The organism is Micromonospora sp. KC207, from assembly GCF_004348615.1.
Lineage (GTDB): Bacteria > Actinomycetota > Actinomycetes > Mycobacteriales > Micromonosporaceae > Micromonospora.
The window spans coordinates 1-25,739 of sequence record NZ_SMKJ01000038.1; the positions used below are offsets into that span (position 1 = coordinate 1).

General features: G+C 68.4%; 22 protein-coding genes and 1 pseudogene. 11 read left to right on the forward strand and 12 right to left on the reverse strand.

Going from position 1 to position 25,739, the window contains the following annotated elements; translation table 11 throughout:
* The 9 genes from E1258_RS07400 to E1258_RS07435 form a co-directional block, all read right to left on the reverse strand.
* A partial coding sequence (locus E1258_RS07400) for a hypothetical protein (RefSeq protein WP_132398060.1) occupies window positions 1-825 on the reverse strand: 825 nt, incomplete at its 3' end.
* Entirely contained in the window at window positions 822-1,631 is an 810-nt protein-coding gene (locus tag E1258_RS07405) for an ABC transporter ATP-binding protein (RefSeq protein WP_132398062.1), read from the reverse strand. The genes E1258_RS07405 and E1258_RS07400, both read right to left, overlap by 4 nt.
* Complete coding sequence (locus tag E1258_RS07410) at window positions 1,615-2,418, reverse strand: ABC transporter ATP-binding protein (protein ID WP_132398064.1); 804 nt, start codon at window positions 2,416-2,418, stop codon at window positions 1,615-1,617. The genes E1258_RS07405 and E1258_RS07410 overlap by 17 nt, the downstream gene beginning before the upstream one ends.
* Entirely contained in the window at window positions 2,415-3,467 is a 1,053-nt protein-coding gene (locus E1258_RS33885; protein WP_207919457.1) for a branched-chain amino acid ABC transporter permease, read from the reverse strand. The genes E1258_RS07410 and E1258_RS33885 overlap by 4 nt, the downstream gene beginning before the upstream one ends.
* A complete protein-coding gene (locus E1258_RS33890) occupies window positions 3,464-4,324 on the reverse strand; it encodes a branched-chain amino acid ABC transporter permease (protein ID WP_207919458.1) in 861 nt (286 codons plus the stop codon). Before E1258_RS33890 ends, E1258_RS33885 begins: the two co-directional genes overlap by 4 nt.
* A 35-nt stretch (window positions 4,325-4,359) precedes the next feature.
* Complete coding sequence (locus E1258_RS07420; protein ID WP_132398066.1) at window positions 4,360-5,574, reverse strand: ABC transporter substrate-binding protein; 1,215 nt, start codon at window positions 5,572-5,574, stop codon at window positions 4,360-4,362.
* Window positions 5,575-5,621: 47 nt separating this feature from the next.
* Complete coding sequence (locus tag E1258_RS07425; protein WP_132398068.1) at window positions 5,622-6,239, reverse strand: ATP/GTP-binding protein; 618 nt, start codon at window positions 6,237-6,239, stop codon at window positions 5,622-5,624.
* Entirely contained in the window at window positions 6,236-6,652 is a 417-nt protein-coding gene (locus E1258_RS07430) for a roadblock/LC7 domain-containing protein (RefSeq protein ID WP_132398070.1), read from the reverse strand. Before E1258_RS07430 ends, E1258_RS07425 begins: the two co-directional genes overlap by 4 nt.
* Entirely contained in the window at window positions 6,652-9,255 is a 2,604-nt protein-coding gene (locus tag E1258_RS07435; protein ID WP_132398072.1) for a nitrate- and nitrite sensing domain-containing protein, read from the reverse strand. Before E1258_RS07435 ends, E1258_RS07430 begins: the two co-directional genes overlap by 1 nt.
* Between E1258_RS07435 and E1258_RS07440 the strand changes: the two genes are divergently transcribed.
* The 3 genes from E1258_RS07440 (at window position 9,233) to E1258_RS07450 (ending at window position 11,919) form a co-directional block, all read left to right on the forward strand.
* Entirely contained in the window at window positions 9,233-10,576 is a 1,344-nt protein-coding gene (locus tag E1258_RS07440) for a transcriptional regulator (protein ID WP_132398074.1), read from the forward strand. The two genes, E1258_RS07435 and E1258_RS07440, sit on opposite strands and share 23 nt — an antisense overlap.
* Window positions 10,573-11,280 carry an SDR family NAD(P)-dependent oxidoreductase gene (locus E1258_RS07445; RefSeq protein ID WP_132398076.1) on the forward strand — a complete coding sequence of 236 codons (708 nt, stop codon included), beginning with the start codon at window positions 10,573-10,575 and terminating at the stop codon, window positions 11,278-11,280. The genes E1258_RS07440 and E1258_RS07445 overlap by 4 nt, the downstream gene beginning before the upstream one ends.
* 93 nt (window positions 11,281-11,373) lie before the next feature.
* Complete coding sequence (locus E1258_RS07450) at window positions 11,374-11,919, forward strand: GNAT family N-acetyltransferase (protein WP_132398078.1); 546 nt, start codon at window positions 11,374-11,376, stop codon at window positions 11,917-11,919.
* Here E1258_RS07450 and E1258_RS07455 read toward each other — a convergent pair.
* The 3 genes from E1258_RS07455 to E1258_RS07465 form a co-directional block, all read right to left on the reverse strand.
* Window positions 11,903-12,181 (reverse strand): DUF6300 family protein, encoded by a 279-nt coding sequence (locus E1258_RS07455; protein WP_132398080.1) that lies wholly within the window; start codon window positions 12,179-12,181, stop codon window positions 11,903-11,905. The two genes, E1258_RS07450 and E1258_RS07455, sit on opposite strands and share 17 nt — an antisense overlap.
* Window positions 12,182-12,188: 7 nt before the next feature.
* Complete coding sequence (gene dnaE, locus E1258_RS07460; protein ID WP_132398082.1) at window positions 12,189-15,722, reverse strand: DNA polymerase III subunit alpha; 3,534 nt, start codon at window positions 15,720-15,722, stop codon at window positions 12,189-12,191.
* 246 nt (window positions 15,723-15,968) lie between these two features.
* Window positions 15,969-17,393, reverse strand: coding sequence for a hypothetical protein (locus E1258_RS07465; protein ID WP_132398084.1), 1,425 nt, complete (start codon window positions 17,391-17,393; stop codon window positions 15,969-15,971).
* A gap of 271 nt (window positions 17,394-17,664) precedes the next feature.
* Here E1258_RS07465 and E1258_RS07470 point away from each other — a divergent pair, with 271 nt between their 5' ends.
* The 8 genes and pseudogenes from E1258_RS07470 (at window position 17,665) to E1258_RS07500 (ending at window position 25,413) form a co-directional block, all read left to right on the forward strand.
* Window positions 17,665-17,901, forward strand: coding sequence for a DUF397 domain-containing protein (locus E1258_RS07470; protein WP_132398086.1), 237 nt, complete (start codon window positions 17,665-17,667; stop codon window positions 17,899-17,901).
* A gap of 189 nt (window positions 17,902-18,090) precedes the next feature.
* Window positions 18,091-18,993, forward strand: a complete 903-nt coding sequence (locus tag E1258_RS07475) for a JmjC domain-containing protein (RefSeq protein ID WP_132398088.1) — start codon at window positions 18,091-18,093, stop codon at window positions 18,991-18,993.
* A gap of 320 nt (window positions 18,994-19,313) precedes the next feature.
* Window positions 19,314-19,871 (forward strand): annotated as a pseudogene (locus E1258_RS07480) (AAA family ATPase); the annotation flags it as partial.
* A gap of 419 nt (window positions 19,872-20,290) precedes the next feature.
* Window positions 20,291-21,490, forward strand: coding sequence for a competence protein CoiA family protein (locus E1258_RS07485; RefSeq protein ID WP_132398090.1), 1,200 nt, complete (start codon window positions 20,291-20,293; stop codon window positions 21,488-21,490).
* Window positions 21,491-22,398: 908 nt separating this feature from the next.
* Window positions 22,399-22,554, forward strand: a complete 156-nt coding sequence (locus E1258_RS33135; protein ID WP_165949674.1) for a hypothetical protein — start codon at window positions 22,399-22,401, stop codon at window positions 22,552-22,554.
* 119 nt (window positions 22,555-22,673) lie between these two features.
* Window positions 22,674-24,008, forward strand: a complete 1,335-nt coding sequence (locus tag E1258_RS07490; RefSeq protein ID WP_132398092.1) for a HAMP domain-containing histidine kinase — start codon at window positions 22,674-22,676, stop codon at window positions 24,006-24,008.
* Window positions 24,005-24,805 carry a response regulator transcription factor gene (locus tag E1258_RS07495; RefSeq protein WP_132398094.1) on the forward strand — a complete coding sequence of 267 codons (801 nt, stop codon included), beginning with the start codon at window positions 24,005-24,007 and terminating at the stop codon, window positions 24,803-24,805. The genes E1258_RS07490 and E1258_RS07495 overlap by 4 nt, the downstream gene beginning before the upstream one ends.
* Complete coding sequence (locus E1258_RS07500) at window positions 24,802-25,413, forward strand: hypothetical protein (RefSeq protein WP_132398096.1); 612 nt, start codon at window positions 24,802-24,804, stop codon at window positions 25,411-25,413. The genes E1258_RS07495 and E1258_RS07500 overlap by 4 nt, the downstream gene beginning before the upstream one ends.
* Window positions 25,414-25,739: the final 326 nt, after the last annotated feature.

The following is a 25,739-nucleotide window of genomic DNA, read 5'->3' on the forward strand; positions in this document are numbered from 1 at the left end:
GAGGAACAGCGCGTATGTGACGACTTGCCAGGTGCCTGCCCGGAGGTGGGAGATCTCGTAGGCGAGGGTTTCTCCGGTGGCCGGGTGCAGGATCAGTAGGTACCGGTAGCCGTCGGCGTCGACGGCTGCGACGCCGACACCGACGCGGCCTGCTCGGTCGGCGATGGCCGGGTAGGCGGTGAGGTGCGGGAGGTCGGCCAGGATGGTCAGCGTGGTGTGGCGTCCCGTTTCGTAGGGGCTGTGCCAGCTGGCGAGGTCGATCATGCCCAGCACCGCTTCCGCCGGATCGTTGTCTGCGGACTGGAACGTGATGTTCAGGGCGTGGCGGAGCAGGTCAGCGTCGCGGTAGGGGTCGGTACGCGGGAGGGGCCAGCCGAAGGTGTCGTAGAGGTGCTGTCCCGGTCGCCACCACTGCCGGTTCACCGCTGTCCGCTCCGGTGGATAGCGGGTGGCCAGTGCCGCTCCAGCTCCCTCCTGGTCGAACCACCGCAGAATCTCCTGGACCCGACCGCTGAATCCCCACTGCCGGAACCAGACGTGGTTGAACCGACCGTGGACGTGGTCGCAGGGCGCAGTGGTCATCTGCGCCGCGAGATCCCGCAGGACCGGGCCTGCCGTGGTGGGGTACCGCAGGCGGGTCGGCTCGTGCCGGTCGGCGACGGCGGCAAGGTCGCCGCTCGGGGTGGGCGTCGCCGGGGGCACGACGCAGGCAGCGACCGACGTGGGGGCGGCGGGAAACCTGCCCGTGGGTACGCCGCCGGTCGCTGCCGTGAGGAGAAGGACGGTGACGGCGGCGGCCGTCGTGTGAGCAGCCCGGCGTCTCATGAGTCATCCCTGGAGGAAGGGCACCGGCTGTGAGTGGGCGGCTGGTGGCCGGCGGCAACTGCGATCGGCGAGCGGGGCCCGGAGGGCGGCTGTGCGGTGGTGAGGCCGAGGTGGCGGCGGATCAGCACGTCGGCGGCGTCGGTGTCCGGATCCAGGCTTGGGCTGATCCGTCCGCTGGTCAGGACGTGGACGGTGTGCGCGAGGGCGGTGGCGAAGCGAGTCTGGGGCAAAGCAATCAGGACGGTGACGCCGTATCGGGGAAGGTCGGCCAGCGCGGTACGGATGCGGGCGGCCGCGGTGGGGACGAGTCCTTCGGTAGGTTCGTCGCACAGCAGCAGCCGGGGAGCCAAACGTAGGGCTCGGGCGATGGTGAGCATCTGTTGTTCGCCGCCGGAGAGCTGGTGGGCGCGGTGGCGGAGCCGTCCGGCGAGTTCGGGGAACAGGTCCAGGAGCTGGTCGAGGCTCCATGACTGGCCTCGGTCCTGCTTCCGAGTGGTGGGGCGGGTGATGGCGAGGTGGTCGTGGGCGGTCAGGGACGGCCACAGCCGGCGGCCCTGCGGGGCGAGGGCGATTCCGGTGCGTGCTGCACGGGTCGGACGGATGCCGGTGATGTCGTGTCCGTCGAGCACGATGTGCCCGGCGGTGGGCCGCAGGTGCCCGGCGATGGTGTGCAGCAGGGTGGTCTTGCCGGCACCGTTCGGGCCGATGACGGCGTGTACGCCGTGCGGTGGCAGGACCATGCTCGCGCTGCGGAGGACGGGGGTGTCGGGGCAGCGGCCGACCGTCAGGTCATTGATGCGCAGCATCGGTCGTCTCCGGGGTGCCGAGGTAGAGGGCAGCGACCGTGGGGTCGGCGCGGACCTCGGCGGTGGGGCCGTCGGTGATGCGGCGGCCGTGATGCAGCACGGTGGTCCAGTCGGCCAGGGCGGTCACGACGGTCATGTCGTGCTCGACGATCACCATGGCCAGCCAGCCGGGCAGGCCGGTCAGGATGTCGAGCAGTTGGGTGGTTTCGGTGTCGGTGAGACCGGCGGCGGGTTCGTCGAGGAGCAGGATCCGTGGTTGGCCGGCGAGGGCGACGGCGAGGTCGAGCATCCGGCGGTGCCCGTGTGCGAGGTGGCCGGCCGGTTCGTCGGCGTAGCTGGCGAGGCCGACGAGGTTCAGCAGCTCGTGTGGGGTGTGGTGGGGGTTGTGGCGGTGGTGCCAGCCGCCGATGCGTACGCAGTCCAGCACGGTCAGGCCGGGGTACACGGTGGGGTGTTGGAAGGTGCGGCCGATGCCGGCGCGGGCACGCCACGGTGCGCGGCGGCGGGTGATGGTCTGGGCGTGGAGGGTGATCTGGCCGGTGGTGGGTCCGATGGTGCCGGCGAGGAGGTTCAGCAGGGTGGATTTGCCGGCGCCGTTGGGGCCGATGACGGCGTGCCGGTCACCGGGCGCGATGGCGAACGCGTCGAGGTCGAGCACGGTGAGTTTGCCGTAGCTGTGGCGCAGGCCGGTGGCGGTCAGGCCGGTGCCGTGGGCGCGGTCGATGTCGGCGTGGGTGCGCCGTGACGGGACGCAGTCGACGGCGTCGACGGGCTGGCCGGTGCTCATGCGGGGCTCCTGTCGGCCGGTGGCGGGGTGGTGCGGTAGGTGGCCGGTCGGGCCCGCCTGGCAGCGGCGGTGGGGATGTGTGTGGGGAGGGCGGCCAGGCCGTTGGGCAGCAGGTAGACGGCGGCGACGAACAGGCCGCCGAGTAGGAGTGGGGCGTGGCCGGGCCACGGCGCGGCGGCGACGTCGCGGATGGTGAGGACGAGCACGGCTGCGGTGGCGGCGCTGGGCAGGCAGCGGGGGCCGCCGATGACCACGGCGAGCAGGGCCAGGGCCGCGGTGCCGAATCCGACGTCGGCGGGAGTGATCCACCGATGGGTGTGGATGAGCAGGGCCCCGGCGATGCCGGCCAGGGCTCCCGCGCCGGTGTGTGTGATCCACAGGTAGCCGGTGGTCGGGTGGCCGCTGGCGGCGGCGCGGCTTTCGTTGTCGCGTACGGCGGTGAGGAGGAACTGCCGGCGGTGGAGCAGGCATGTCGCGGCGGTGGTCGCGGTGACCGTGATGGTGGCGGCGTAGAGCAGCAGCGGCCGGTCGGCGGTCAGCGCCGGTGTGCCGGGAAGCAGGTGGGCGGCAGGGATGCTGGCGAGGCCGTCGGTGCCGCCGGTGACGGTGCGCCACTGGCCAGCGGTGATCGCGGTCAGCTCCGCCGCCGCGAGGCTGAGCATCAGCACCACGGTGCCGCGGTAGCGGACGAGCAGCGCCCCGAGCAGTCCCGCGGTGGCGGCTCCGGCGACGGCGGCGACGAGCAGGTGTGCCGTGGCGAGGGTGACACCGGCCAGGGCGAGGTGGGCGGTGGTGTAGGCACCGGCGGCGTAGGGGACGACCTGGCCGAGGGTCGGCAGACCAGCGTGGTCGGTGACGGCGGCGACGCTGACCGCGAGCAGGGCCAGAGGGAGCATCCGCGCCACGGTGGCGTGCAGGTAGCCGTCCGGCGTGGCCGCCACTGCGGCCACCGCGACAGCCGCCAGCGAGGGCCCGGCCCAAGGCCGTGCGCGCCGTTGCAGCCGCAGGATGCGGCCGGCGGCCAGGTCGGTAAGGGTGTCGACGCTCATCGGCGTGCCCCGGGTAGTGGGGTGCGGCGGGTGAGCAGCGAGAGGGCCATCGCGGCGACGAGCAGATACGGCGCCCACGCCGGCGCGGTGATCACCCCGACGGTCTGGACCAGGCCTGCACCGATCGCGGCAGCGACCGCGCCGGGCACCGATCCGAGACCGCCGCAGACCACGATGACCAGGGACAGCAGCAGGGCGGTGTCGGCGGTGCCCGGCCCCACGCCGAGGATCGGGGTGACGAGCGCACCCGCGAGACCGGCGAGAGCCCCGGAGGCGATCAGGACCGTAGCGTCCACGGTGCGGGGGTTGACGCCGATACCGGCGACCATTGCCCGGTCGTCGACGGTGGCCCGGACGAGTCGTCCGGCGCGGGTGCGGTGCAGCACCGCGTATCCGACGACGGCGACCACCACGGCGACGGCGAGGACCGCGAGCCGGTCCGCCGGGTACCGGTGCCCCGCCACCGTCAGGGTGGCTTCCAACGGGGCCGGTACCTGCGGGCGACGCGTGTCGGGTCCGAAGATGGTGGTCAGCAGGTCGGCGCCGATCAGCGCGACACCGAAGGTCAGCAGTGCCTGGTGGAGGTGGCCCCGGCCGGCCAGCGCGGCGGTGCCCGCCGCGAGGATGGTTCCGCCTGCAGCCCCGACCGCGGTTGCCGCGCCGACGGCGAGGGCGAGGCTGGTCCAGGTACCGGAGCTGGTCGCGGCGGCGACGTACCCGCCGGCGGCGAGGAGGGTGCCGTGGGCGAGGTTCAGCACTCCGCCAGCGCCGAGGGCCAGGGTGAGGCCGGCGGCGGCGATCGCGAGCAGCAGCCCGTAAGTGATCGCGTCGACGGCGGGGATCAGGTAGGTGTCCACAGCACCTCCTTCTGCGGGTGAGGGCGTGCGCGGGGTCAGTTGGCGGGCAGGGTGGTGAGGTCCTGCACCAGCACGTTGGACAGCACTGGCCCGTCGGGCCGAACCTCGCGCAGGTACCAGCGCTGCACCGGCCGGTGCTGCGTGGGGTGGAACTGCCAGTCCCCCCGCGGTGAGACGACCCTGCCGACCGTGCCGATGGCGGCGTTGAGCTTCTCCCCGGTGACCGGCCCGTCGACGGTGGAAAGGGCCCGGTCGAGGACCGCGGCGGCATCGTAGGAGGCCATCGCGTAGGTGGTCGGCTGGCCGGGGTGCCCGGCGGCGGACCATGCGGCCACGAGGTTCTGGTTCGCGGTGTTGGCGAGGGTGGGACTGTAGTTGAGGACGTTGCGGATTCCCGTGGCCGCTGTGCCCTGCGCCGACAGGACGGAGCCCTCGGTGAGGAACCCGGCCGCGTAGAGAGGCACGTCGGCGAGGTCGGACTTGCGGTACTGCGTCACGAACGCCACTGACGCGGCGCCGGCGTAGAACGTGTACACCGCCGCCGGGTTCGACTCGGCAGCCTTGTTCAGGTACGGCAGGAAGTTCTCCGTGTTGGGGAACGGCGTGAACAGGGCCTTGCCGTCCGGGTTGGCGAGTTTCCCGCCGAGGCGGGTGAACGTGTCGGTGAAGCCGCGCAGCTCGTCCCAGCCGCCCTGGTAGTCGGGGCCGATCGCGTACACCGTCCCATCGGCCACCTGCGTCTTGACGTACTCGGCGATGGCGATGCCGGGCTCGTCGCTGTTGTAGGAGGTGTGCCACGTGTAGGTCAGGTCCCGAGGCTTACCGCCGACCGCCGCGAACGCCGGCCGGGCGTTCCCGCCGACCAGGGGGATCTTCCGTTCGGTGGTCAGGGTCTGGACCTTGTCGACCGTCGCCCCACCGACAAGTCCGGTCAGCGCGACGACCCGGTCGCGTTCCAGGAGCTTGCGGGCGGCGGGGACGGCGGTGGCCGGGCCGTCGCCCTCGTCGGCGACGACCAGGTCGATCGTTCGGCCGCCGAGCATCCCGCCGTGGGTGTCGAGGTAGAGGCGGAAGCCGCGCTGCATGTCCTCACCGACGGCGGTGTAGGTACCCGACAGCGACACCAGCAGCCCGATCCGCACCGCGGTCGTGTCTGCGCTGGTGGTGGTGCAGGCGGTGGTGGTGAGCAACAGGCTGGCGACGGCTGCCGCAGCGAGTCCACGCCGGGCACGTCGAGGCGGATGGGTCATGGAAGTGGGCTCCTTCGCGGTAGGTGACAGGTGCACGCACAAGGCGCTCAGCGCCGAACGGCCCAGGCCGCAGCGAGGGCCGGGGTGGCGGTGGCACGGGTGAGGGTGTGCTGGACGAGAGCGATGAGAAGGTGCCGGACGCTGTCGCGGTCCCGGGCATCGACATCCACGATCGGCACGTCTGTACCGAGGGTCAGGGCCTCCCGCACGTCCGACACCGCAACGGTGCGGGCGTGGGGGAAGTGGTTGACCGCGACCACGAACGGCAACCCGGCGTGTTCGACGTAGCCCACGTGCCGGAACGAATCCTGCAGCCGGCGCACGTCGACCAGGACCACCGCACCGGCGACACCGCGGCTGATCGCGTCCCACATGAACCAGAACCGGTCCTGTCCGGGCGTGCCGAAGACGTAGAGGGTCACCCCGTCGACGTCGAGACGACCGAAGTCCATCGCCACCGTCGTGGTCGTCTTCGCCGGGCTGCGGGAAGTGTCGTCGACGCCGGGGGTCGACATCCGCACCTCGGTCGTGACCGGGGCGATGTCCGACACCGCCCCGACCAGCGTCGTCTTGCCCACCCCGAACGGGCCGGTCAACATCAGCTTCACACCCGGGTACGGGTCACGTGTCGGCCGAGGGCTGGTGGCGGGGGCCGGGACGGTCATCTCCGACCCGCCACGGCGAGGGCACCGGCGAACGCGGGGGTCAGTTGGTCGCCCACCTGCTCGGCGAAACGCCCCAACTCGGTCGTGACGAAGGCGAGATCGGCGTCGCGGGTGGTCAGCGCGAGCAGCGACGCGCCGCTGCCGACCGCCATCAGGATCAGGAAGCCCGCCCCGAGTTCGGTGATATTGCCTTGAACAGGGCCCGCGTTCAGATCGAGTGCGGCACCGTTGAGCAGGCTGCTCAAGCCCGCCGCTACGGCAGCGACCCGCTCGGCGGCGTCGTGATTGAGCCCGTCAGTCCATGCCAGGAGCAACCCGTCGGCGGACACCGCGACGGCCTGGCTGATACCCGCCACCCGCTCGACGAGGTTGTTGGTCAACAGGTAGCTCAGGTTCGGGCTGGTTGCACTCATCAGGGGTGACCTTTCGAGGGGAAACGACGGTGGCTGAGGCCACGCTGATAGGCGGCGGCCGTAGCCGCCAGACCGCGGGAAGATGGACCCGGAACCACTACCGGGCCAGGCCGCGCAGGGGGTACGAAGGCGGTCATCGGCTGGCGCCGCGGCAACCCGTTGGGGGTGGTCGCCTGCTCCCCGTGCCAGGGACGCGGCGCGGGCAGACGCGCCGCCGCGGGCAGGTGCACGGTCGCGCCTTCCTCAAACCAGGGCGAGCGCCGAGCCACCTCGTCGAAGACGGGAGTCACCTGGTCCACACCCCGCGCCGCACGTGGCGGCGGGACGACCGGCAGTATCTGGGTCGCCGCGTCCACGGGATGCGGCACCCGTGACTCGACACGACTCGTCAACGCCGCCGGCCGGCCGGGAGTCCGCAGGGCCCGCACGGCCGGGACATGAGAGGCCGCAGGGCTGGTGCCAGGTGCCCGCCGGCCCGCCACCGGGCCCGTAGGCAACGCCGGCGGCGGCGTGGTCGCGACCAGGAGCCTGCTGGCCGGGATCTCGACTTCCGCGACCGTGCCACCCGTCCGCCCTGGCAGCAGCCGCACCCGCAGGCCGTGTGCCGCCGCCAGCAGCGCCACCGTGGCCACACCCTGCCGGCGAATGTGCTCCACCTCGATCATGGGCGCCGGGTCGGCCAGCTCGCTGTTGAGCCGCCGCAGCAGATCCGGTTCGATCCCCGAGCCGGTGTCGGTGACCTGGACGATCACCCGGTCACCAAGCAGATGCCCCGTGACCACCACCTCGTCGGGGCTGTAACGCGTCGCGTTGTCCAACAGCGACGCCAGCAGGTGCACCAAGTCGTCGATCAACGCTGGCGGCACCGCCACCCGCTCATCGATGGCACCCGACACGACCCGCCGGTACTCCTGGATCCGGCTCAACGCCGCCTGCGCCACCGTCACCAACGCCACCGGCTGCGGATGCACCGCCCCCAGAGAACGACCCGACAACACCAGCAGACTCTGCGTGGCGTGCTGCAACTGAGCGGCGAGATTGTCGAGCCGGAAGAACGTCGCCAGCGTCCGGGAGTCCGCCTCGTCGCGCTCCGCCAGGTCCAGCTCTCGCAGCAACCGGTGCGCCATCCCCTGACACCGGCGTCCGACCGCCTCCACCGAGCCTGCGGCGACCCGCCGCTGCCGCGACAAGTCGATGGCGATCCGATACACCGCTGCCGCGAGGGTGTCGAACGCGGCAGTGACCTCATCAACCTCGTCACGGCCCGCACCCGCTGCCGCGAGTGCCGCCGGAGCGGGTGGCATCGCCGCTGGATCCGCCGGATCGGCCACTGACACCCGCCGCACCAGGTCCGGCAGATCCACGGCGGCCATGCCCGTCACGGCGTCCCGGACCCGCCGCAGCCGCGACGTTAATGCCCGGCCCTGCCGCAGCGCCAGCACGCCCGCCACAGCCACCAACGCCACCGCCGCGCCGGACAACACGCCTGTCGTGGCCCACTGCTCGGCGCGCCGCCGCGACACCTCAGCGGCCATATCGGCGTCGACCCGCGTCTGCACCGCGTACAGACGCTCACGACGCTGCGCGCTGACCCGCGCCCACTCGTCGACGTCAACACGCAGGCGGGACCCCACCCTGCTCCGGGTGACCTCGTCATCGACACGCTGCGCCGCGAGGACCTCCGGCCCGGACAGCGCCTGGTCCAACCACGACCGCCACCGCCCGGACGACCGCTGCGCCACCGTCAGCAGCGCCTCCTCGTAACCCGCCCGTGCCCCCGCCAACTCCTGCTGCAACGCCTGCGTCAGCACACCGCCACCCGCCGCGAGCACCGCCGTCTGCTGAATACCCGCGTACTCCGACGCCCGCGACAACGCCGCCGCCACCCGCAGCCGGTCCGCGACCTGCCCATCGGCACCACCGACCTGACCAACGCTCTCGCGCACCGCCAACCCCAGCGAGATCGCCACCCGGTAACGCACCAGCACCGCCGTACGCGAAACCGACCGGCTCCTCACCTGCTCCCGCAGCCCAGGCAACCGCATCAACTGGCCATCGAACGGCGCCAACAGCCGCTCAGCGTCACGATCGCCGGCACCGAAGCGGCCACGGCGCTGCCGATACTCCCCAACCAGCCGATCCGTGCGAGCAACCTGCTCCAACAGCGGGTTGACACTGCCACGCGCACTCGACGCCAACTCCGCCGCCGTCACCCGCTCCCGGCCGAGCTCGTCCACCAGCTCACCCACCACAGCCGACACCGCCACCAACGACTGCAGACGGTCAGCACCACGGCCCTGCAAACCCGCCGACACCACACCCCACCCCGCGAACAACACCGTCGCGGACAACGGGATAGCCAGCAAGAACGCCAACCTCCGAGCTACAGGCACAGCAGAACCTTCCGCGCGTCCTAGAGACAAAGCCTGTGCGATAGGTAACCGTGGCCTGGCCTCACCGGTCGACTGCTGCGCTGTTGTCTCGGTGTTGTCTCTTCCCGTCGTCCGCCCATTTGCGAAGGTCAGAGCCCACTTCCCAGGGCTTGCAGAGATAGAGTGGCCGCGACGCGAGGGAGGTGCGATGGCGCGAGCATCGACATCCACGAGCCAGCTTCTGGTTCATCCGCTGAGCTACGTTCGGCAGCAGCGAAACTGGACTCACCAGGACTTGGTCAACGTGATAGCGCGACGCCTGAACACGGCTGCTCGTCGTGAGAAGGCCTGGCGCTGGGAACGATGGGGCGTGGTACCCGATGATCCGACGCAACTCGCTCTGGCAGCGGAGCTCGGAATCCCAGAAGAGACAGTGCGACAGCAAGGCTGGCCTCACTGGCTTCCGGCAGGTCCTTCGGTCAGCGTCTCAACCCCTTGGACGGCCACAGGTGCGCTTGCGCTGCTCGATGAGACCGCAGGCTCAGCCGTGCTAGATCGTCGCGGGTTCCTGACCATGGGGGCGGGGCTCGCCACCACCGTCGCAGAGCAGTGGCTCGGCATCGAGGCACCCCGACTGTCAGCCGCGCTTCAAGGAGGCCGGATTGACCGCGAGCTGGTCGACTGTCTTGAGCAGCGGCTACCAACGCTGCGCAGGATGGATGCGAGCTTGGGCGGAGGCAGTATCCGAGGCCTTGTCGACGCCGAGCTACGTCTAGTGACCGATCTCCTCGCCGGTGGTTCATATTCGACGCCCACCGGACAACGGCTCTTCACGATCGCTGCTGAGCTGGGCCGGATCGCGGGATGGGCCAGCTTCGACGCCGGCTATCACGCGGCTGCCGAACGGTACTGGTTCACTGCACTCAGGTCAGCGCACGCGGCGGAGGATCGGGCTGCCGGTGCCAACATCCTGAAGTGCATGAGTCTGCAACGCGTCGACACAGGCCGCCCCGTGGAAGCGCTTGAGCTGGCTAGCGCCGCCCGCGCTGGTGCCAGCGGCGCGCCGGCACGTGTCCGCGCAATGCTTTCGACACGAGAGGCACGGGCGCACGCTGTCCTCGGCGATGCCACAGCGTGCGAGCGCCTGCTCAGTCAGGCCGAAGCCGAGATGTCACTCGCAGACGACGAGCCGACGCCCGCATGGGCAGCGTACTTCGATCAAGCCGAGTACTGTGCTCAGACTGCTGCCTGTTACTTGCTGCTGCAACGCCACCAGGCCACTGATCAGTGGTTGGCACGGACACTCGCTCTCCAGCCAGACGAGCGGAGCCGCGACCGGGCTACCTACCTTGTCTGGCGGGCCGATGCGATGCTGAACCTCGGTGATATCGAACATGCCTGCGCTCTCGTCGGCCAGGCATTACCGGACATCGCTGCCGCCCGGTCGGTACGCAATCAGCGGCGGCTCATCGATATCCATGGTCTTCTGACAAAGCACCGGCACCCGGCCGTCCAGCAGCTCGATGAACAGGTACGGAGCCTCGTCTCATGACCAATGAACAGCGAGTGGCCGTGGTGACGGGATCGAATCGGGGCCTTGGATTGGCACTCGCCCGCCGTCTCGCGCAGCAGAGCATCCACGTGATCGTGACAGCGCGCTCCGAAGAAGCGGCCGACCGCGTAGCGGATGATCTCGCCCGTGAAGGCTTACCAGCCTCCGGGCACCAGCTTGACATCACGGACGCCGCGAGCGTGGCGCGTCTGATGGCTGATGTCGGCTACCTCCACGGCCGCTTGGATGTGCTCGTCAACAACGCCGCCATTGCAATCGATCGGGGGCAGCTCGCCGCTGCCGCCGATATGGAAAAGGTCCGGGCAACTCTAGAAGCGAACATCATGGGAACGTGGCGCTGCTGCACAGCAGCAGTGCCGGAAATGAAGAAGAACGGCTACGGCCGGATCGTCAACATCACTAGCCACATGGGGACGTTTGCTCACATGGGGCCAGGCAGCGTGGCATACCGAGTGTCAAAAGCTGGAGTCAACGCTCTGACCTGCATCCTCGCCGCCGAACTTCATCCCGAGGGAATTCTCGTGAACGCGGCCAGCCCTGGGAAAGTTGAGACGCGACTAGCGTATGGAAAAGCGAATCAGTCGCCGCAGGAAGCTGCCGAGTCTCTCGCTTGGCTCGCAACACTGCCTAATGACGGGCCCACAGGGTGTTTGTTCCACGGGCGCGACCTGCTGCCGTGGTGAAAGCACGATGCGCGTCTCCGCGCGTCGAATTATGATCAACAACCCGGCAGAAGCGACTGCGACGGATCAACACCGTCTCATCGGCGAGCTCTGATGGCACTCACATACTCTTCACGCGCTGCTCCGCCCACCGCTCTCTGGCTTCTAGAGATGGTCGACTTGTATGCGGTGGTGTATGCGGAGCCTCCGTACAGGGAGGGGCCAGAGCAGGTTCGGCGGTTCGCTGATGGCCTGCCCGGGGAGGCGATGCGGCCTGGGTTCACGCTGGTCACCGCCGAGGATGAGGGCGTGTTGGTGGGGGCGACATATGGCTGGACGATGCCCGCCGGCCGGTGGTGGTCCCGCGCCGACCAATGCCCGCCCACGGACCTACTCGACGCGGACAAGTTCGCCGTCATGGAGTGGCTCGTCCACCCGGGCCGCCGGGGTGAGGGCATCGGTGCTGGGTTGATCCGACGGCTGTTGAGCAGTCGACCCGAGCGGTGGGCGACTCTTGCTTCCAATCCGCAGGCGGCGGCGCGGGGCATGTATAGACGGGCGGGATGGCGGCAGGTATCCACGTCGGCTCTCCCGGACGGAACGCCTATGGACCTGCTCGTCCTTGAACTGCCGGGTAGCTCCGTCAGCGCTCCTGTCTAGTCATCCACTCTTCGACCAGAAGCCGCAGTTCAGAAAGCGAGTCGATCCCCGCGCGCTCGTTGACGACGAAGAAGGCGAGCAGTGCCTGCGCCTTGGGGTCTGCGTCGTCGCACGAGGGGCATAGGCCGATCGTCTGGTAGCCGCGGACGTGTTCGCCCTTCGCGTTGCACCATCCCGGGTGCGGCAGTGTCACGGCAAGGTGAAGGAAGCCGCCGCAGCGGCGGCATGGCAGCGCCTCGGTGGTGCCGAGCTGTATGTCCATAGCGGGCTTAGCTGACGTTGGCGGGGCCGAGGACGCTCTTGAGGTCGCCCATGAGGGCGGTGGTGGCGGCGACGCGGAAGGGGCCGAGTCGCAGGGTGGTGGTCTTGCCGCCGTTGAGGAGCTTGACGTGGACCTCGGTGTCGCCGGGGTGCAGGACGAGGGTTTCCTTGAGGCGTTCGACCAGGGGCGGGGTGCAGCGGTGCACGGGGATGGTGAGGGTGACCGGTTTGCTGCCCGGGTTGCTGGTGACGTCGGGCAGTTGCATGTCCATCGCCATGATGCGGGGGGTGTCGTCGCGGCGGTCGACCCGGCCCTTGACCACGACGATGGCGTCCTCGGCGATGTACTGGCCGATCACCTCGTAGGTGTTGGGGAAGAACAGGGCCTCGACGCCGCCGGCGAGGTCCTCCAGGGTGGCCGACGCCCACGCGCGGCCCTGCTTGGTGACGCGGCGCTGCACGCCGGAGAGGATGCCGGCAAGTTGCACGACGGCGCCGTCGGGGACTGTTCCCTCTTCGGCTAGAGCTGCGATGGTGGTGTCGGCCGCCGCGCCGAGGACGTGTTCGAGGCCGAAGAGGGGGTGGTCGGAGACGTAGAGGCCGAGCATCTCGCGTTCGAAGGCGAGCTTGTCGCGCTTGTCCCACTCGTTGTCACTGATGGTAGGCATCACTGTGCTGGTGTTCGTTGACTCGACTTCACCGAAGCCGGCGCCGAACAGGTCGTACTGGCCGACGGCCTCCTTGCGCTTGACGTCGGCGTACGCGTCGATCGCGTCGGCGTGCACGGCGAGCAGCCCCTTGCGGCTGTGGCCCATGACGTCGAACGCGCCGGCCTTGATCAGCGATTCGATGGTCTTCTTGTTGCACACCACCGCGTCGACCTTGGCCAGGAAGTCGTAGAAGTCGGCGTACTCGCCCTTCTCCTGCCGGCACCGCATGATCGAGGTCACCACGTTCGCTCCGACGTTGCGGATCGCCGCGAGGCCGAACCGGATGTCCTTGCCGACCGGGGTGAACGGCCCGGCGGAGGTGTTCACGTCGGGCGGCAGGACCTGGATGCCCATCCGCCGGCACTCCGACAGGTACAGCGCCATCTTGTCCTTGTCGTCGCCGACGGAGGTCAGCAGCGCCGCCATGTACTCGGCCGGGTAGTGCGCCTTCAGGTACGCCGTCCAGTACGACACCAGGCCGTACGCCGCCGAGTGCGCCTTGTTGAACGCGTACCCGGCGAACGGGACGAGGACGTCCCACACGGCCTGGATCGCCTCGTCGGAGTAGCCGCGCTCGCGGCAGCCGTCCCTGAACGGCACGAACTCCTTGTCGAGGATCTCCTTCTTCTTCTTGCCCATCGCCCGGCGCAGCAGGTCCGCCTGGCCGAGCGTGTAGCCGGCGAGGATCTGCGCGGCCCGCTGCACCTGCTCCTGGTAGACGATCAGGCCGTGGGTGGGGGCGAGGATCTCCCGCAGCGGCTCCTCCAGCTCCGGGTGGATCGGGGTGATCTCCTGGAGCCCGTTCTTGCGCAGCGCGTAGTTGGTGTGCGAGTCCACGCCCATCGGGCCCGGCCGGTACAACGCGAGGACGGCGGAGATGTCCTCGAAGTTGTCCGGCTTCATCAACCGCAGCAGCGACCGCATCGGCCCACCGTCGAGCTGGAACACCCCCAGCGTGTCGCCGCGCGCCAGCAGCTCGTACGCGGCCTTGTCGTCCAGGTCCAACCCCAGCAGGTCCAGGTCCCTGCCGTGGTTGAGCTGGATGTTCTTCACCGCGTCGTCGATGATCGTCAGGTTCCGCAGACCCAGGAAGTCCATCTTCAACAACCCGAGCGACTCGCACGTCGGGTAGTCGAACTGGGTGATGATCACCCCGTCGGAGTCGCGCCGCATCAACGGGATGTGCTCGATGATCGGCTCCGCCGACATGATCACCCCGGCGGCGTGCACGCCGGTCTGCCGGATCAGCCCCTCGATGCCCTTCGCCGTGTCGATGACCTTCTTCACGTCCGGGTCCGACTCGTACAGGCCCCGGATCTCCCCCGCCTCCGCGTACCGCGGGTGCTTCGGGTCGAAGATCCCCGACAGCGGGATGTCCTTGCCCATCACCGCCGGCGGCATCGCCTTGGTGATCCGGTCCCCCACCGCGTACGGGTACCCCAGCACCCGCGCCGAGTCCTTGATCGCCGCCTTCGCCTTGATCGTGCCGAACGTGGCGATCTGCGCGACCTTGTCCTCACCCCACTTGTCGGTCACGTACTTGATGACCTCACCGCGCCGACGCTCGTCGAAGTCGATGTCGACATCCGGCATCGAAACCCGCTCAGGGTTGAGGAACCGCTCGAAGATCAGCCCGTGCGGGATCGGGTCCAGGTCCGTGATCCCCAACGCGTACGCCACCAGGGAACCCGCCGCCGACCCACGCCCCGGACCCACCGCGATGCCCTGGCTCTTCGCCCACTGGATGAAGTCGGCGACCACGAGGAAGTACGACGGGAACCCCATCTGGATGATGACGCCCAGCTCGTACTCCGCCTGCACCACGTGCCCCTCGGGGATCCCGCCCGGGAACCGCCGGGCCAGGCCCTTGAACGTCTCCTTGCGGAACCACGACTCCTCCGTCTCCCCCTCGGGGATCGGGAAGCGCGGCATCAGGTTGTGGAACTCGAACATCCCCGCCGGGTCGATCTTCTCCGCCACCAGCAGCGTGTTGCGGCAGCCCTCAAGCCAGGCGTCGGAGCTGTCCACCGCACGCATCTGCTCCGCGGACTTGATGAAGTAGCCGTTGCCGTCGAAGCGGAACCGGTTCGGGTCCGCGACGTTCGACGCGGTCTGCACGCACAACAGAACGTCGTGCGCCTCGGCCTGCGCCTCGTGGGTGTAGTGCGAGTCGTTCGTGACGACCGGCGGGATGTCCAGCTTCCGGCCGATCTCCAGGAGCTCGTTGCGGACCCGGTGCTCAATCGGGATGCCGTGGTCCATGATCTCTAGGAAGTAGTTGTCCTTGCCGAAAATGTCCTGGTATCTGGCTGCGGCTTTCAGCGCCTCGTCGAACTGGCCCAGCCGCAGCCGGGTCTGTACCTCCCCCGACGGGCAGCCGGTCGTCGCCATCAGACCGTCGGAGTGCTCGGCGAGGACCTCGGCGTCCATACGCGGCCACTTGACGAAGAAGCCCTCGGTGTACGCCCGGCTGGTGAGCTTGAACAGGTTGTGCAAACCGTTCTTGTTCGCCGCCCAGATCGTCATGTGGGTGTAGCCGCCGCTACCCGAGACGTCGTCGCCCTTCTGCTCTGGCCGCCCCCACCGCACACGCTGCTTGTGGTAGCGCGACTCCGGCGCCACGTACGCCTCGATGCCAAGGATGGGCTTCACCCCGGCGGCCATGGCCTGCTTGTAGAAGTCGTTCGCGCCGTGCATGTTCCCGTGATCGGTCATCGCGACCGCCGGCATGCCGAGCCGGTTCACCTCGGCGAACAGGTCCTTCAGCCGGGCCGCACCGTCGAGCATCGAGTACTCGGTGTGCACGTGCAGATGCGCGAACGAATCGCCCATGAGGCGCCCCCGGGGAGTGCGGATCGAGGTCTTGTCGGAGTCGACCGGCTCACCCTACCGGGCTGTCCCCTCCGGTCCAGGGGAGTCGCACGGCATGTCACGAGACCATGACTCGGCCGCCGCGACCCGCTTCTCGGCGTCCAGATCCAGTCACCGTAGGGCCGGACCACGGGTCGCCGTCCGGGAAGCATGGCGGTGCTGGGCAGCATGACTGCTGCCTCGTTGGCCCTGGCGAGTGGATCATGGTCAGGCATCCGCACGGCGGAGAACCAGGGTCAGTCGGTCGCGAAAGTCGCGTACGGCAGGGTTGTCGGCGTAGGCCGCGCAGTGCCCGCCCAGCGTCCGAAGTCGGTCGAGAACTCGGGCAGACGTGGGCACGCAGACGGCCAAGTCGAGTGCGGTCTGTCCGTCGGCGGCGGCCTGGTCGATCTGGGTGAGGCTGAAGCGGGCGGCGGCGAGGCTGATCTGGTCGAAGACGAGAGAGCGGCTGTAGCCGCCGGGGCGGTGGGTGAGCGCGATCAGGGCCTGCTCCTGCGCGTGGCGGGCCAAGGTCGGGGTGTGGGCGGCAGCGTCCTGCCATGCCAGGGCGGCGTTGCCTGCCAGCTCGGCGGCGTTGAGGTAGCCCCGGCCGACATTGTCACCGTCCTTCGGGGCCCGCGCGAGAAGGTCCACGGCGAGCGCGGTGGCATGTCGGATCTCCGGCACGGAGCTCGGCCCGAGCGGGGCGAGCATGCGTGCTTTGAGGTTCCACAGCATCGCGGCTGCGGCTGGGTGCGTGCCCTGAGGGAGCAGGTCGAGCGCGGCTTCGACCATTCGCAGCCCGGTGGCGGGCTGGTCGAGATCACTCATCTGCCGGGCCATGTCGGCAAGCAGGTTCACCCGTAAGAGCAGGGAGCGTGGGTGCGTCGATGCAGTCGCTGCTTGCAGGCCGAGGGTGAAGTACCGCTGCGCGGGACCGTCCATGCCGACGTCGTGACTCATCCAGCCCACCATGCCAGCCAGCTCGGCGACGGCGGCGAGCATGCGGTTACCCACAGCGTCGGTGTAGGAGCCGTCGTGAACCATGTCGATGGCGTGTTTCAGTTGACCTACTGCGGCCTCTCGGCTGAGTCCGCCGCCGATCGCCGCGTCTTGCTCGCGGAAGTGGTCGGTGGCCATCTCCAGGTTGGCGACAGTCGCCATGGACAGCCGCCTCGACGCCGACTCGGCGGAAACGGACAGGCCGACGGTGGGGCCGTTGAGCCACTGCAGCAGCGGATCGGTCAGCGCGGTGCCGACTGCCACGTCGATGGCGTCGGTAAGCAATGAGCGTCTGGTCAGCATGTCGCTCCCGACATGGGCAGCCAAATCATCGAGCGTACGAGCCGCCACGCACGGACCGGTGTGAGGCGGCGCCGGCGGGCCACCTTGGCGCAGCTGCGGCCAGATCACCGCCGCAGGTATGGGCACGTTCCAGGAATGGCTGAGGACCTCCGCGACGACCTGAGGCTGCTGACAGCCGCCCCCAGCGAGCCATCGCTTGACCGCCACGTGGTCGTAGCTCAGACGCAGCCCATGGGCACGCCGGCCCAGCTCATTGACCGCCGTCGCGAACTCGTCGAGCGAGTTGAAACCGCTGTGTTGGATAAGTACAGCCAGGACCGGGTTGGCGATCCGCGCCGGCAGCCTCATCGATCCCCCACGTCCCGCCACCTATCGCGATGACTCCGGAAGCGGAGCGTACAAGGCCGCCGTCAATATTTGAGCCGAACACACCTTTCGCGCACCCTGGCACCCACCAGCGACGGTCTGCCATCGGTGCCGTCGCGGATGCCAGGCTCAGACCGCGGCACCGACCGCACGGAAACCCGAGCCCGCGCAGGAATCCCTATGCCCCAAGGCTTGGGCGCATCACGGCACGGAGACCGACTCTCCGCAATCAGCAAGGATCGGAGGACCCACCATGTCGCTCGACCTGTACCGCATGCCCCTCGACGGCGTGACGCTGCGGAACCGTTGCGGTGGCAACCTCGGCAGCGAGAACCAGCAGTGCGTCGAGTACAGCGAGATCCCCGGCACCACCGACGGCTTCGTCGTGGGCGACAGCAAGAACCCCGACGCCGGCCAGCTCCGCTTCACCAAGGACGAGCTGACCACCTTCGCCCGCGGGTTCCTCACCGAGCAGGGGCTCACCGCCTGATCCCAGCACCATCCCCAACGCGGCGGGCCGCCCCATCCGAGGGCGGCCCGCCAACCACCCGCTCTAGCCAAAAGCGGGTGTAGCGACCACGGACACTCCCAACCCCATGCTCGATCCACCCGTAGCAGCCGCTTCACTTCCCATCGCCCACGCTCCCCTGCCATCAACCGCCATCTCGGAAGGAAAAGCATGTCGCTCACTCTCCTGCTCCCCGAGGCCGGCGTCAGGCACCTGATGACCCACTGGCCTGACCAGATCCACGTCTACGACAGTGTCCCCGCCGCGCTGGACCGCGAGATCAACGCCACCACCCTCTACGAATGGATCGACACCGGCTGCGTTCCCGCCGCCGAGATCGCCGTCGTCAAGGCCCCCAACCCATCCCTCAACGCCGCCTCGTTCAGCATCAACGGCCGCACCGACGGCCCCCGGCTACGGAACCTCCTCGACAACGGCTTCACCGTCCGCTTCGGCCACATGGAACGCATCAGCCCGGCCATGCACCGCCTCGCCCACGGCGTCCAGCAGGAAACCGGCTACAGCACCTTCGTCCACGCCTTCGTCACCCCACCCGGCGAGCAGGGACTACGGCACCACTGGGACCAGCAGATGACGCTCGCCATCCAACTCGCAGGCACCAAACGCTGGGACTGCTGGAAGCCCCTCTACCCTGCACCGACACGCGACTACCACGACTCCTCCAAGATCTGGCAGGAGAAGTGGCGCCAGGAATGGACCGCCGCCGGCCCGGACTTCACCCACGATCTGAAGACCGGCGAGGTACTTGTGCTGCCCCGCGGGTGGGTCCACAACCCCCACAACATCTCCGACACCGAGACCAGCGTCCACCTCACCGTCGCCATCGGCGAACGCACCCCGTACTGGATCGCCGAGGAGATGGTCAAGACCGCCATCCACGACCCAACGTTTCGGGCCATCATTCCACCCAGCGACACGGCCAACGACGGCCTCCGCACGATGGCCGAGCGAACTCGCGACAGCCTCATCAACCACCTGCAGAACCTCGACGCGACGAAGTTCGCCGACACCCTCCACCACCTATCCCGCACCACTCTGGAGTACACACATTGATCCAATCCAAGTGGGACGTCCCGGTTACGTCCATGGAGATGGTGTGCGAGCTGCCTCTTATGAGGTGATCTCAGCGAGGTTCGACGATCGGATGGGATGACACGGAGATAACGTCCGTACCCGGCGGTGCTGGAAGCGGACGTGGAGCCGGCATCGCATGGTTCGACACCAGCCTCGTACCCAACCACGAGGAGGATCTTCCTGGCTGGGACCTGCATCACCGCCGGAACCAACCAGTAAGGCACCCAACCCCTGTCACACCGGCCTGATCGAATATGCGCACGCCGACGCCGTAGCACCGCCGTATGAAGGGCTACCTGATGCCCATGTCTCGCCCCGGGGACCTTGTCCCACCAACACTCGTGATCATCCGCGGCAACTCCGGCAGCGGGAAGACGTCGGCGGCGCGGGAGGCGCGGCGCCGCTACGGCCGCGGTGCCGCGCTCCTGGAACAGGACTACCTACGCCGAACCCTGCTACGCGAGCACGACACCGCGCACATCAACCCCGTCGCGCCGGCATTCATCACCGCGACCGCCCGCACCGCCCTTGGCCTGGGCTACCACGTCATCCTCGAAGGCATCCTGCACACCGAACGCTACGCCGACGCCCTGCACCACCTCATCGACCACCACCCCGGACCAACCGCCGTGTTCTACCTCGACGTGTCCTACGACGAAACCGTCCGCCGCCACCTCACCCGCGCCGAACCCATCCCCGTCACCCCCGACGAGATGCGCCACTGGTACACCCACCGCGACCTGCTCCACACCCCCACCGAAACCGTCATCCCCGAAACCAGCACCCTCGATCAGACCGTCGCCACCATCCTGCGCGACAGCGACCTCACCACCGCCGCACCCCGCACACCCTGCCCACAACGCTGCCAGCACTGCGCCCGCAAATCCGACAACAGCCACCGCCACCTCCCGCCCCACGGACGCACCCCCGCCTACGGAGACTCGACCACCAGCAACCGACCCGGCACGTCGACGGGGCATACTCCCTTGAACTCCGCCCAGTCCTGGCACCCGACCGCCCGCGACGGCGGCATCTACCCGCAGCGGCGCGTCGACGATCCAAGCGACTACGACCGCACCGGGAAGTGACAGCGTTCGCCGCCTGGCCCCAGCCCGTTGCAGAGCTCAGCTCACACAGAGGCCACGCGCAGCGCAAGCCAAGAACGGGCCTTCATGAAACCTGCTCACTTCGAAGGTTGTCGACGTCCGCTACAGTGAGTAGGCGATGCATAACTCAACGATGGCAGCGGCTCTGCTGATCTTCACCAGGGGGATCCGTGTCCCGACCAGTGTGGGAGCAACTCGACCCGCTCGCCTTCAACGACGGCGTGTTCTACGTATCCGCCGGGATCGAGTTACAGCCACGGCTCAACCTCTGGGGCCATCCCGAGCAACCCGACCTGCGCGAACGACTCGCCAACGACCGGCCCCACGGCATCGGCGGCAAGAAGCTGCTCTGCATGCTCTGCATGCGCCACCGCATCCAGAACAACCTCCCCCGCATGCCGGTCTGGCTGACCTTCGTCGAAGGACGGCACGGCCCGATGTTCCGGCACGAGGACGGCCGCTCACCGCACCCGGAGCACGAACCCGAAACCGACACCCACAAGGCGCTCAAGGAGCGCAAGGTCCGCACCTGGGAGTCCGTCGGCGGCACCGTCGAGGTCGAGGTGTGGCGGCCACGAGCGCGCCGCCGCCCCGACGTCCTGGCCATCGGCCCCGACCTGACCGTGGCCGGGGAAATCCAGCACTCCAAGGCCACCCCCCGCAGCATCCAGGCCCGGCAACGAGCACTCCGCAAGGCCGGCGACCGGGTGGTATGGACCACCGACCGCGGCGCCGGCGACATCGCGTTCCTGCACGCCGTACCGCACCTGTCCATTCCAGCCCTCGCTGACCACCGCATGTACCTGTCCGAAACCCGGCTGGAGCTCAGCGCCGGCGCGATCACCTTCGAAACGCAACGGTGCGGATGGGCCGACCTCTGGACAGGCACCAACCGATGCCCGGCCACCCGCAACGCCAAGCCCTGCGGCAGCATGCATCTGTACCCGACACTGAACCCGCACAGCTACAGCCGGCAGAAGGCCGCCACGACCGCCCTGTTCCCCTGCGGCCCGCGCCCCCACCTCGATCACCTCCTGGAGGGCATCCTCCACGGCACATGGCTGCCGTACCGGCACCGCGACCGCGTCAGCTGGATCCCCGCCGACGCACACGCCACAATCACGGCCGAACGAGGCGGAACCCTCCACCAGGCCGAAAGCGGAACCACATCGCATCGCGACGGGCCCGCAGGACGCGCGTGCGAACGGCGGTATGATTCTACGACGCAAGCTGCAACACCGAGCGTCGAGACTTTGCCCCTGTGCTGCGGCCAAAAGCTCCCTGGAAAGGCCGGCCAACCCCTCGTCCTCGCCTGCCAACTCTGCCGCAACTCCCCGACCTACTACCGCCGCGACGAACTCGACCAATAGCAGGCTCAGCAGCAGCGGCAACCGAACCCAACTCCCGCTCAACCCGGTCGACTCCCGAGCCCCAGAGCCCAGGAGCAACCGCATGTCCATCTTTGATCCCTAGCCGCTGCATCGTGAGGTGCCCGCGTTCACCGCGATTGCTGTGGAAGAGAACGTATCTGGCACCTAGTGACAGGGGCTCGCCGGTGTTGAGTTGCGAGCGGCCGGCGTTGCGATCCTTGCCCGACGCGGTGGCCAGGCGTAGCGGGCGCGCAGCCGGGGAAGTGCGCTATTCCACTGCGATCGTTACCGCCACGTCTAGCCTTGGCGGCCTGCTGCTATGCCCCTGCAGCCGGACAGATCGTCGGCTGCCGGCTCGGCTTTTCTCGCCCACGAGATCCTTGGCAGCCTGAGCACGTTTCCATCTGAGGATGTACGACCGATCCAAATTTTCGCGTGCCAACAGGGCATCTCTTGCGCTTTCCTCGGTAAGGCGATCATATTCGGCGATTAGTTCGACTTTGTAGGCTGATCCGAACCATCTACGCCGAGGCCGGTGACGAGAAGGAGGACTGGTGGCGGCACGGGTCAGTGGTGATCGGCCGCTACCGCTGCCCGACCCAACCGGCCCGGAGCAGACCCTGCCGGTTATCCATGGCGGACACAAGGAGAATCGGCCCAGGTACCGGCAGACGGGATCTGAGATGTTCAACGATGTGGCTACCCACGGACCGGACTACCCAAGCCGCACTCCGGATCTATAGGGTTGCCGTGGCGGGTCGGCGTGCCTCAGCCGCACCTCCCACCGCGCCGGACCATCCGGACTGGCTGGGGACTGCCACTTGTACCAAGACGTAGGCGGTCCGCGGACCCGAAGCTGAAGTAGACCGGCCGAACCGGCCCGACTACAAACCGGCAAAGGACTCGCTATGACCTCACGTCGTCGCCAGGACGAAACCCCGCTGCCCGAGCCGAAGTATTCGCTCCTGCTGATGCTCCTGCTCGCGCTCGGCCCGGTCGCACCTGATCAGGCGCCGCCTGCCATCCCGGACAAAGCGCCGCCCGCACTGTGCACCACGCTCTGAAGGGCTGGCCGCGCCTGTTAGGTGCGGCCAGCTTCATCCTTGCCACTTGTGGCAAGACGTGCTGCCTGAAATGGCATGCAATGGGGAGCGGTAGCCCGACCACGCACCAAGGGGGAGACGTGAAACTCTACGATCCGGAGCTACGATCGGCGGAGAACTACGGCGTTGCCATCTTCTGGGCAGTCACGATCGCCCGACTCTTCGCCTCCGTACGGCTGCTCTGTGCGGCAGTATTCACCGGCTGCGTACTCGCTGGGGACCTCAGCGAAGGGCGCTGGCTGTGGCTGGGCGCCGCACTGGTCGCGGTGACCGGCTCGTCGCTGGCTTGGTTGGCTCCGCGCGAGGACGTCCTGCACGCGATGCGGTCGTCCGCGTTCAGTGTCGTGCAACTTGTCGGACGCTACCTATTATTCGTTGCCAGACGTGCGACGGTCAGCCTGCCGGGCTTTCTCGAGGGACTGGGTCCGCTGCTCATGGCGGCCGCCCTCGGGGTTCCGAGCAGCCCGCTCGCGAGCCGTGACGACGCGTACACCGTGGCGGTGGTGGTCACGGCTGGGTACGCCGTCACAGCGGTGTTTCAGTGGATGGCCGATGGCTCCTACTACCTGCCCGGGCGCGGGGGAGTGCCGCCGAAGCTCGCCGTGTTGCTGCGCGGTGCCGTTCCCGGCGCGGTGGCCGTGCTGGCCCTGCTGCTACTGACGTGGGGCCTGAGCGCTGGCCCGACCGTGGTGGTGTGGCTGGCGTCGGTGAGCCTGCTGCTCGTCTACCCTGCAGTGTTCCTGTTCGACGACATGATGCGGGCCGCACAAACTCACCGCGCTGATCACACCGACGGCGAGCTGATGAAGGCGGCGTGCACGGTGCACGCCTATCTCAGTACGCCGGTGCACTTCATTGAGATGGAGGCACGGCACGGAACGGCCGAACGCGTCGTAGGGCAGCTGCAGGATCTTCGGACCCGGGTCCGGCAGTGCCGGATGGAACTCGTCGACGGTGCGTCGTCCGGCCGGGTCGACGAATTACTGGACGACATCGCGAGTTTCCTGCCGCCGGGAAGCCGTCACCTGGTGACCTTGTCCGCAGACTCCGATGTTGCTGAGCTTGGCCGCATAGATTTCGCTATGGCCCGCCGCGTCCTCACCGACCTGTGCGGGAACGCCCTTAAATCGGCTGCGGACGGCCGGGTGGGCGCGTCGGCCCGGGTGCGTGTCCGGTGGGAAACTACCGCCGGTGAACCAGCAGGGGCCGCTGTCGGCGACCGGCGCGTGGTGGCGGTCCTTGTCGTTGACGACGGAGCCGGTATGCGCCAGGACATCCAGGCGGGCAGTTCACTGGAGTTGCTCAGGACCACCTTGGAACTCGCCGGTGGCGAGCTGACCGTCGGGCCGGCTGAGGGCGGCGGCACTCGCGCCCATGCACGTTGGCCAGCCCAGACAGAGGAGATTGAAGCGTGAAGATCATCGTTGTGGACGACGACACCGTCTATTCGCACCCAGGGGTCGTCAACCTACTCAAACGTATTGGCCACGCCGAGGACGCTGTGGTACCGCTGACCCGTCCTCAGGACCTCGCGACCGAACTGGATCGCCACCCAGACACAGCGCTGGTCCTAGTCGACATGAACTTCCTCAATACGTCCCGAACCGGGCTGACCGCGCTGCGGCTGCTCGCCGACCGCGACGGACCGCCGGCGGTCGGCTTTTCCGCCCCGGAGGATGACCGTCTGCTCTACCCGTACGCTGCTTGTCAGCTGCTGAAACGACCGCCGGTCGGTTGGGTGCTGAAGAACGTGTTCGACCAGGCCGAGCTGGAACGGATCGTGAGGCAGATCGCCGAGGGGAGCACGCCGGATCCGTCAATGACCCTGCGGCAGTTCCTACCCAGCCACCAACTCACCGGCAAGCTCGTGCAGAGCCTGTTGCAGGACCAAATCGACCTGACCATCTGGCGGATGATGTCCACTCGGCTACACAAGGACGACGAGGTGGCGCGCAAAATTTTTATGCACAAGAAGTCTGTCCGCAACCGTTACCTGCGGTACCGGAAGGCCATCGAGAAGCTGCAGCTCGCTTTGAGCGAAATGTCCCGATCAGGGAGGGCGAGCGACGGCTACATGCCGCACCGATGGCTGGAGGAGTGGGACCCGGCCGGTCCGGACAGCGCCAAGCTGTCCGGGATGATCGGCACTTTCGCTCGACTCAACCGAGGCTTCTTTAAGGCCCCGGAACTTGACGAACTGGTTCCCCAGTGACCCCGCTGCGGCGGACGGTGCTGGCCGGTGCCGCGATGTGGCTGTGCGGGTTCGGCGCACTGCTGGTGTTCTGGTCCCGCTGGGAACCGCTAGCCGGAGGCCCACCGCTGCTCGGGTTGTTCGATTTCCTCAGTGCCACCTGGGGCGACGGCCTACTGTTGCCGGTCGCGGCAGCTGCGCTGACCCATTCCCACGCGGTGCTGCCGCCGGCCCGTCGGGACGTCGCCGTGACCGGGCTCGCGGCCGCCGCCGGGGCGCTGGCGGGCGTGTCCACGCAGGTGCAGTGGCTCCGAGACGACAACCCGGTCCCCAACTGGACCTTCCCCGCACCGCACCAGTTCACAGCCGCTGGCTGGTACCACGCGGTGTTCCTCGTCGCCGCCTGCGCGGCGTTCGGTGGGCTCTGGGTGGCCGTCCTGTACCGATACGGCACGTCCCGATTTCGCAGTCGGGAACGCCGACGCGTAGTGCCAGCCCTGGCGTTGGCCGCCCTGGCTCAACTGTGCTTCCTGGCACTGTTGGCCGCGGACGACCGCCGCACCAACGACGCCTCGATGGTCACAGCCGGCTGGGCTTCCCCGGCCTCGTTGCCCGGACCATCCAGCTGACATATGCCTGGCTCCGCAGTACATGCTCGGGCTCGGGGAGCTCCAGCTTGTGCATTCCCTCGCCGACCAGCTCCACCTGCCCGCGTTGCGGCGGAATGGCACAGACCTCACGCCCAGTACGGGGCCCAGGCCAGAACAACGAGACGCGAAGAAAGCACACCAAAGGCGGCGGCACCCACGCGCCACCCACCGTCTGATCCGATTACCGCGATCACCGAGTTTCTCGATCCGACCGGTGGTGACCTGCGCCCGGGCCAGGACTTCGCGGCCACGCCGACCTGCGAACCACGCGCCGTTACGGCCGGCACCGAGATCAGCTGGACAAC

Coding starts and splice junctions, on each gene's coding strand:
- E1258_RS07405 (WP_132398062.1), bottom strand. CDS start 1,631: ATGCTGCGCATCAATGACCTGACGGTCGGCCGCTGCCCCGACACCCCC.
- E1258_RS07410 (WP_132398064.1), bottom strand. CDS start 2,418: ATGAGCACCGGCCAGCCCGTCGACGCCGTCGACTGCGTCCCGTCACGG.
- E1258_RS33885 (WP_207919457.1), bottom strand. CDS start 3,467: ATGAGCGTCGACACCCTTACCGACCTGGCCGCCGGCCGCATCCTGCGG.
- E1258_RS07420 (WP_132398066.1), bottom strand. CDS start 5,574: ATGACCCATCCGCCTCGACGTGCCCGGCGTGGACTCGCTGCGGCAGCC.
- E1258_RS07425 (WP_132398068.1), bottom strand. CDS start 6,239: ATGACCGTCCCGGCCCCCGCCACCAGCCCTCGGCCGACACGTGACCCG.
- E1258_RS07430 (WP_132398070.1), bottom strand. CDS start 6,652: ATGAGTGCAACCAGCCCGAACCTGAGCTACCTGTTGACCAACAACCTC.
- E1258_RS07440 (WP_132398074.1), top strand. CDS start 9,233: ATGGCGCGAGCATCGACATCCACGAGCCAGCTTCTGGTTCATCCGCTG.
- E1258_RS07445 (WP_132398076.1), top strand. CDS start 10,573: ATGACCAATGAACAGCGAGTGGCCGTGGTGACGGGATCGAATCGGGGC.
- E1258_RS07450 (WP_132398078.1), top strand. CDS start 11,374: ATGGCACTCACATACTCTTCACGCGCTGCTCCGCCCACCGCTCTCTGG.
- E1258_RS07455 (WP_132398080.1), bottom strand. CDS start 12,181: ATGGACATACAGCTCGGCACCACCGAGGCGCTGCCATGCCGCCGCTGC.
- dnaE (WP_132398082.1), bottom strand. CDS start 15,722: ATGGGCGATTCGTTCGCGCATCTGCACGTGCACACCGAGTACTCGATG.
- E1258_RS07465 (WP_132398084.1), bottom strand. CDS start 17,393: ATGAGGCTGCCGGCGCGGATCGCCAACCCGGTCCTGGCTGTACTTATC.
- E1258_RS07470 (WP_132398086.1), top strand. CDS start 17,665: ATGTCGCTCGACCTGTACCGCATGCCCCTCGACGGCGTGACGCTGCGG.
- E1258_RS07475 (WP_132398088.1), top strand. CDS start 18,091: ATGTCGCTCACTCTCCTGCTCCCCGAGGCCGGCGTCAGGCACCTGATG.
- E1258_RS33135 (WP_165949674.1), top strand. CDS start 22,399: ATGACCTCACGTCGTCGCCAGGACGAAACCCCGCTGCCCGAGCCGAAG.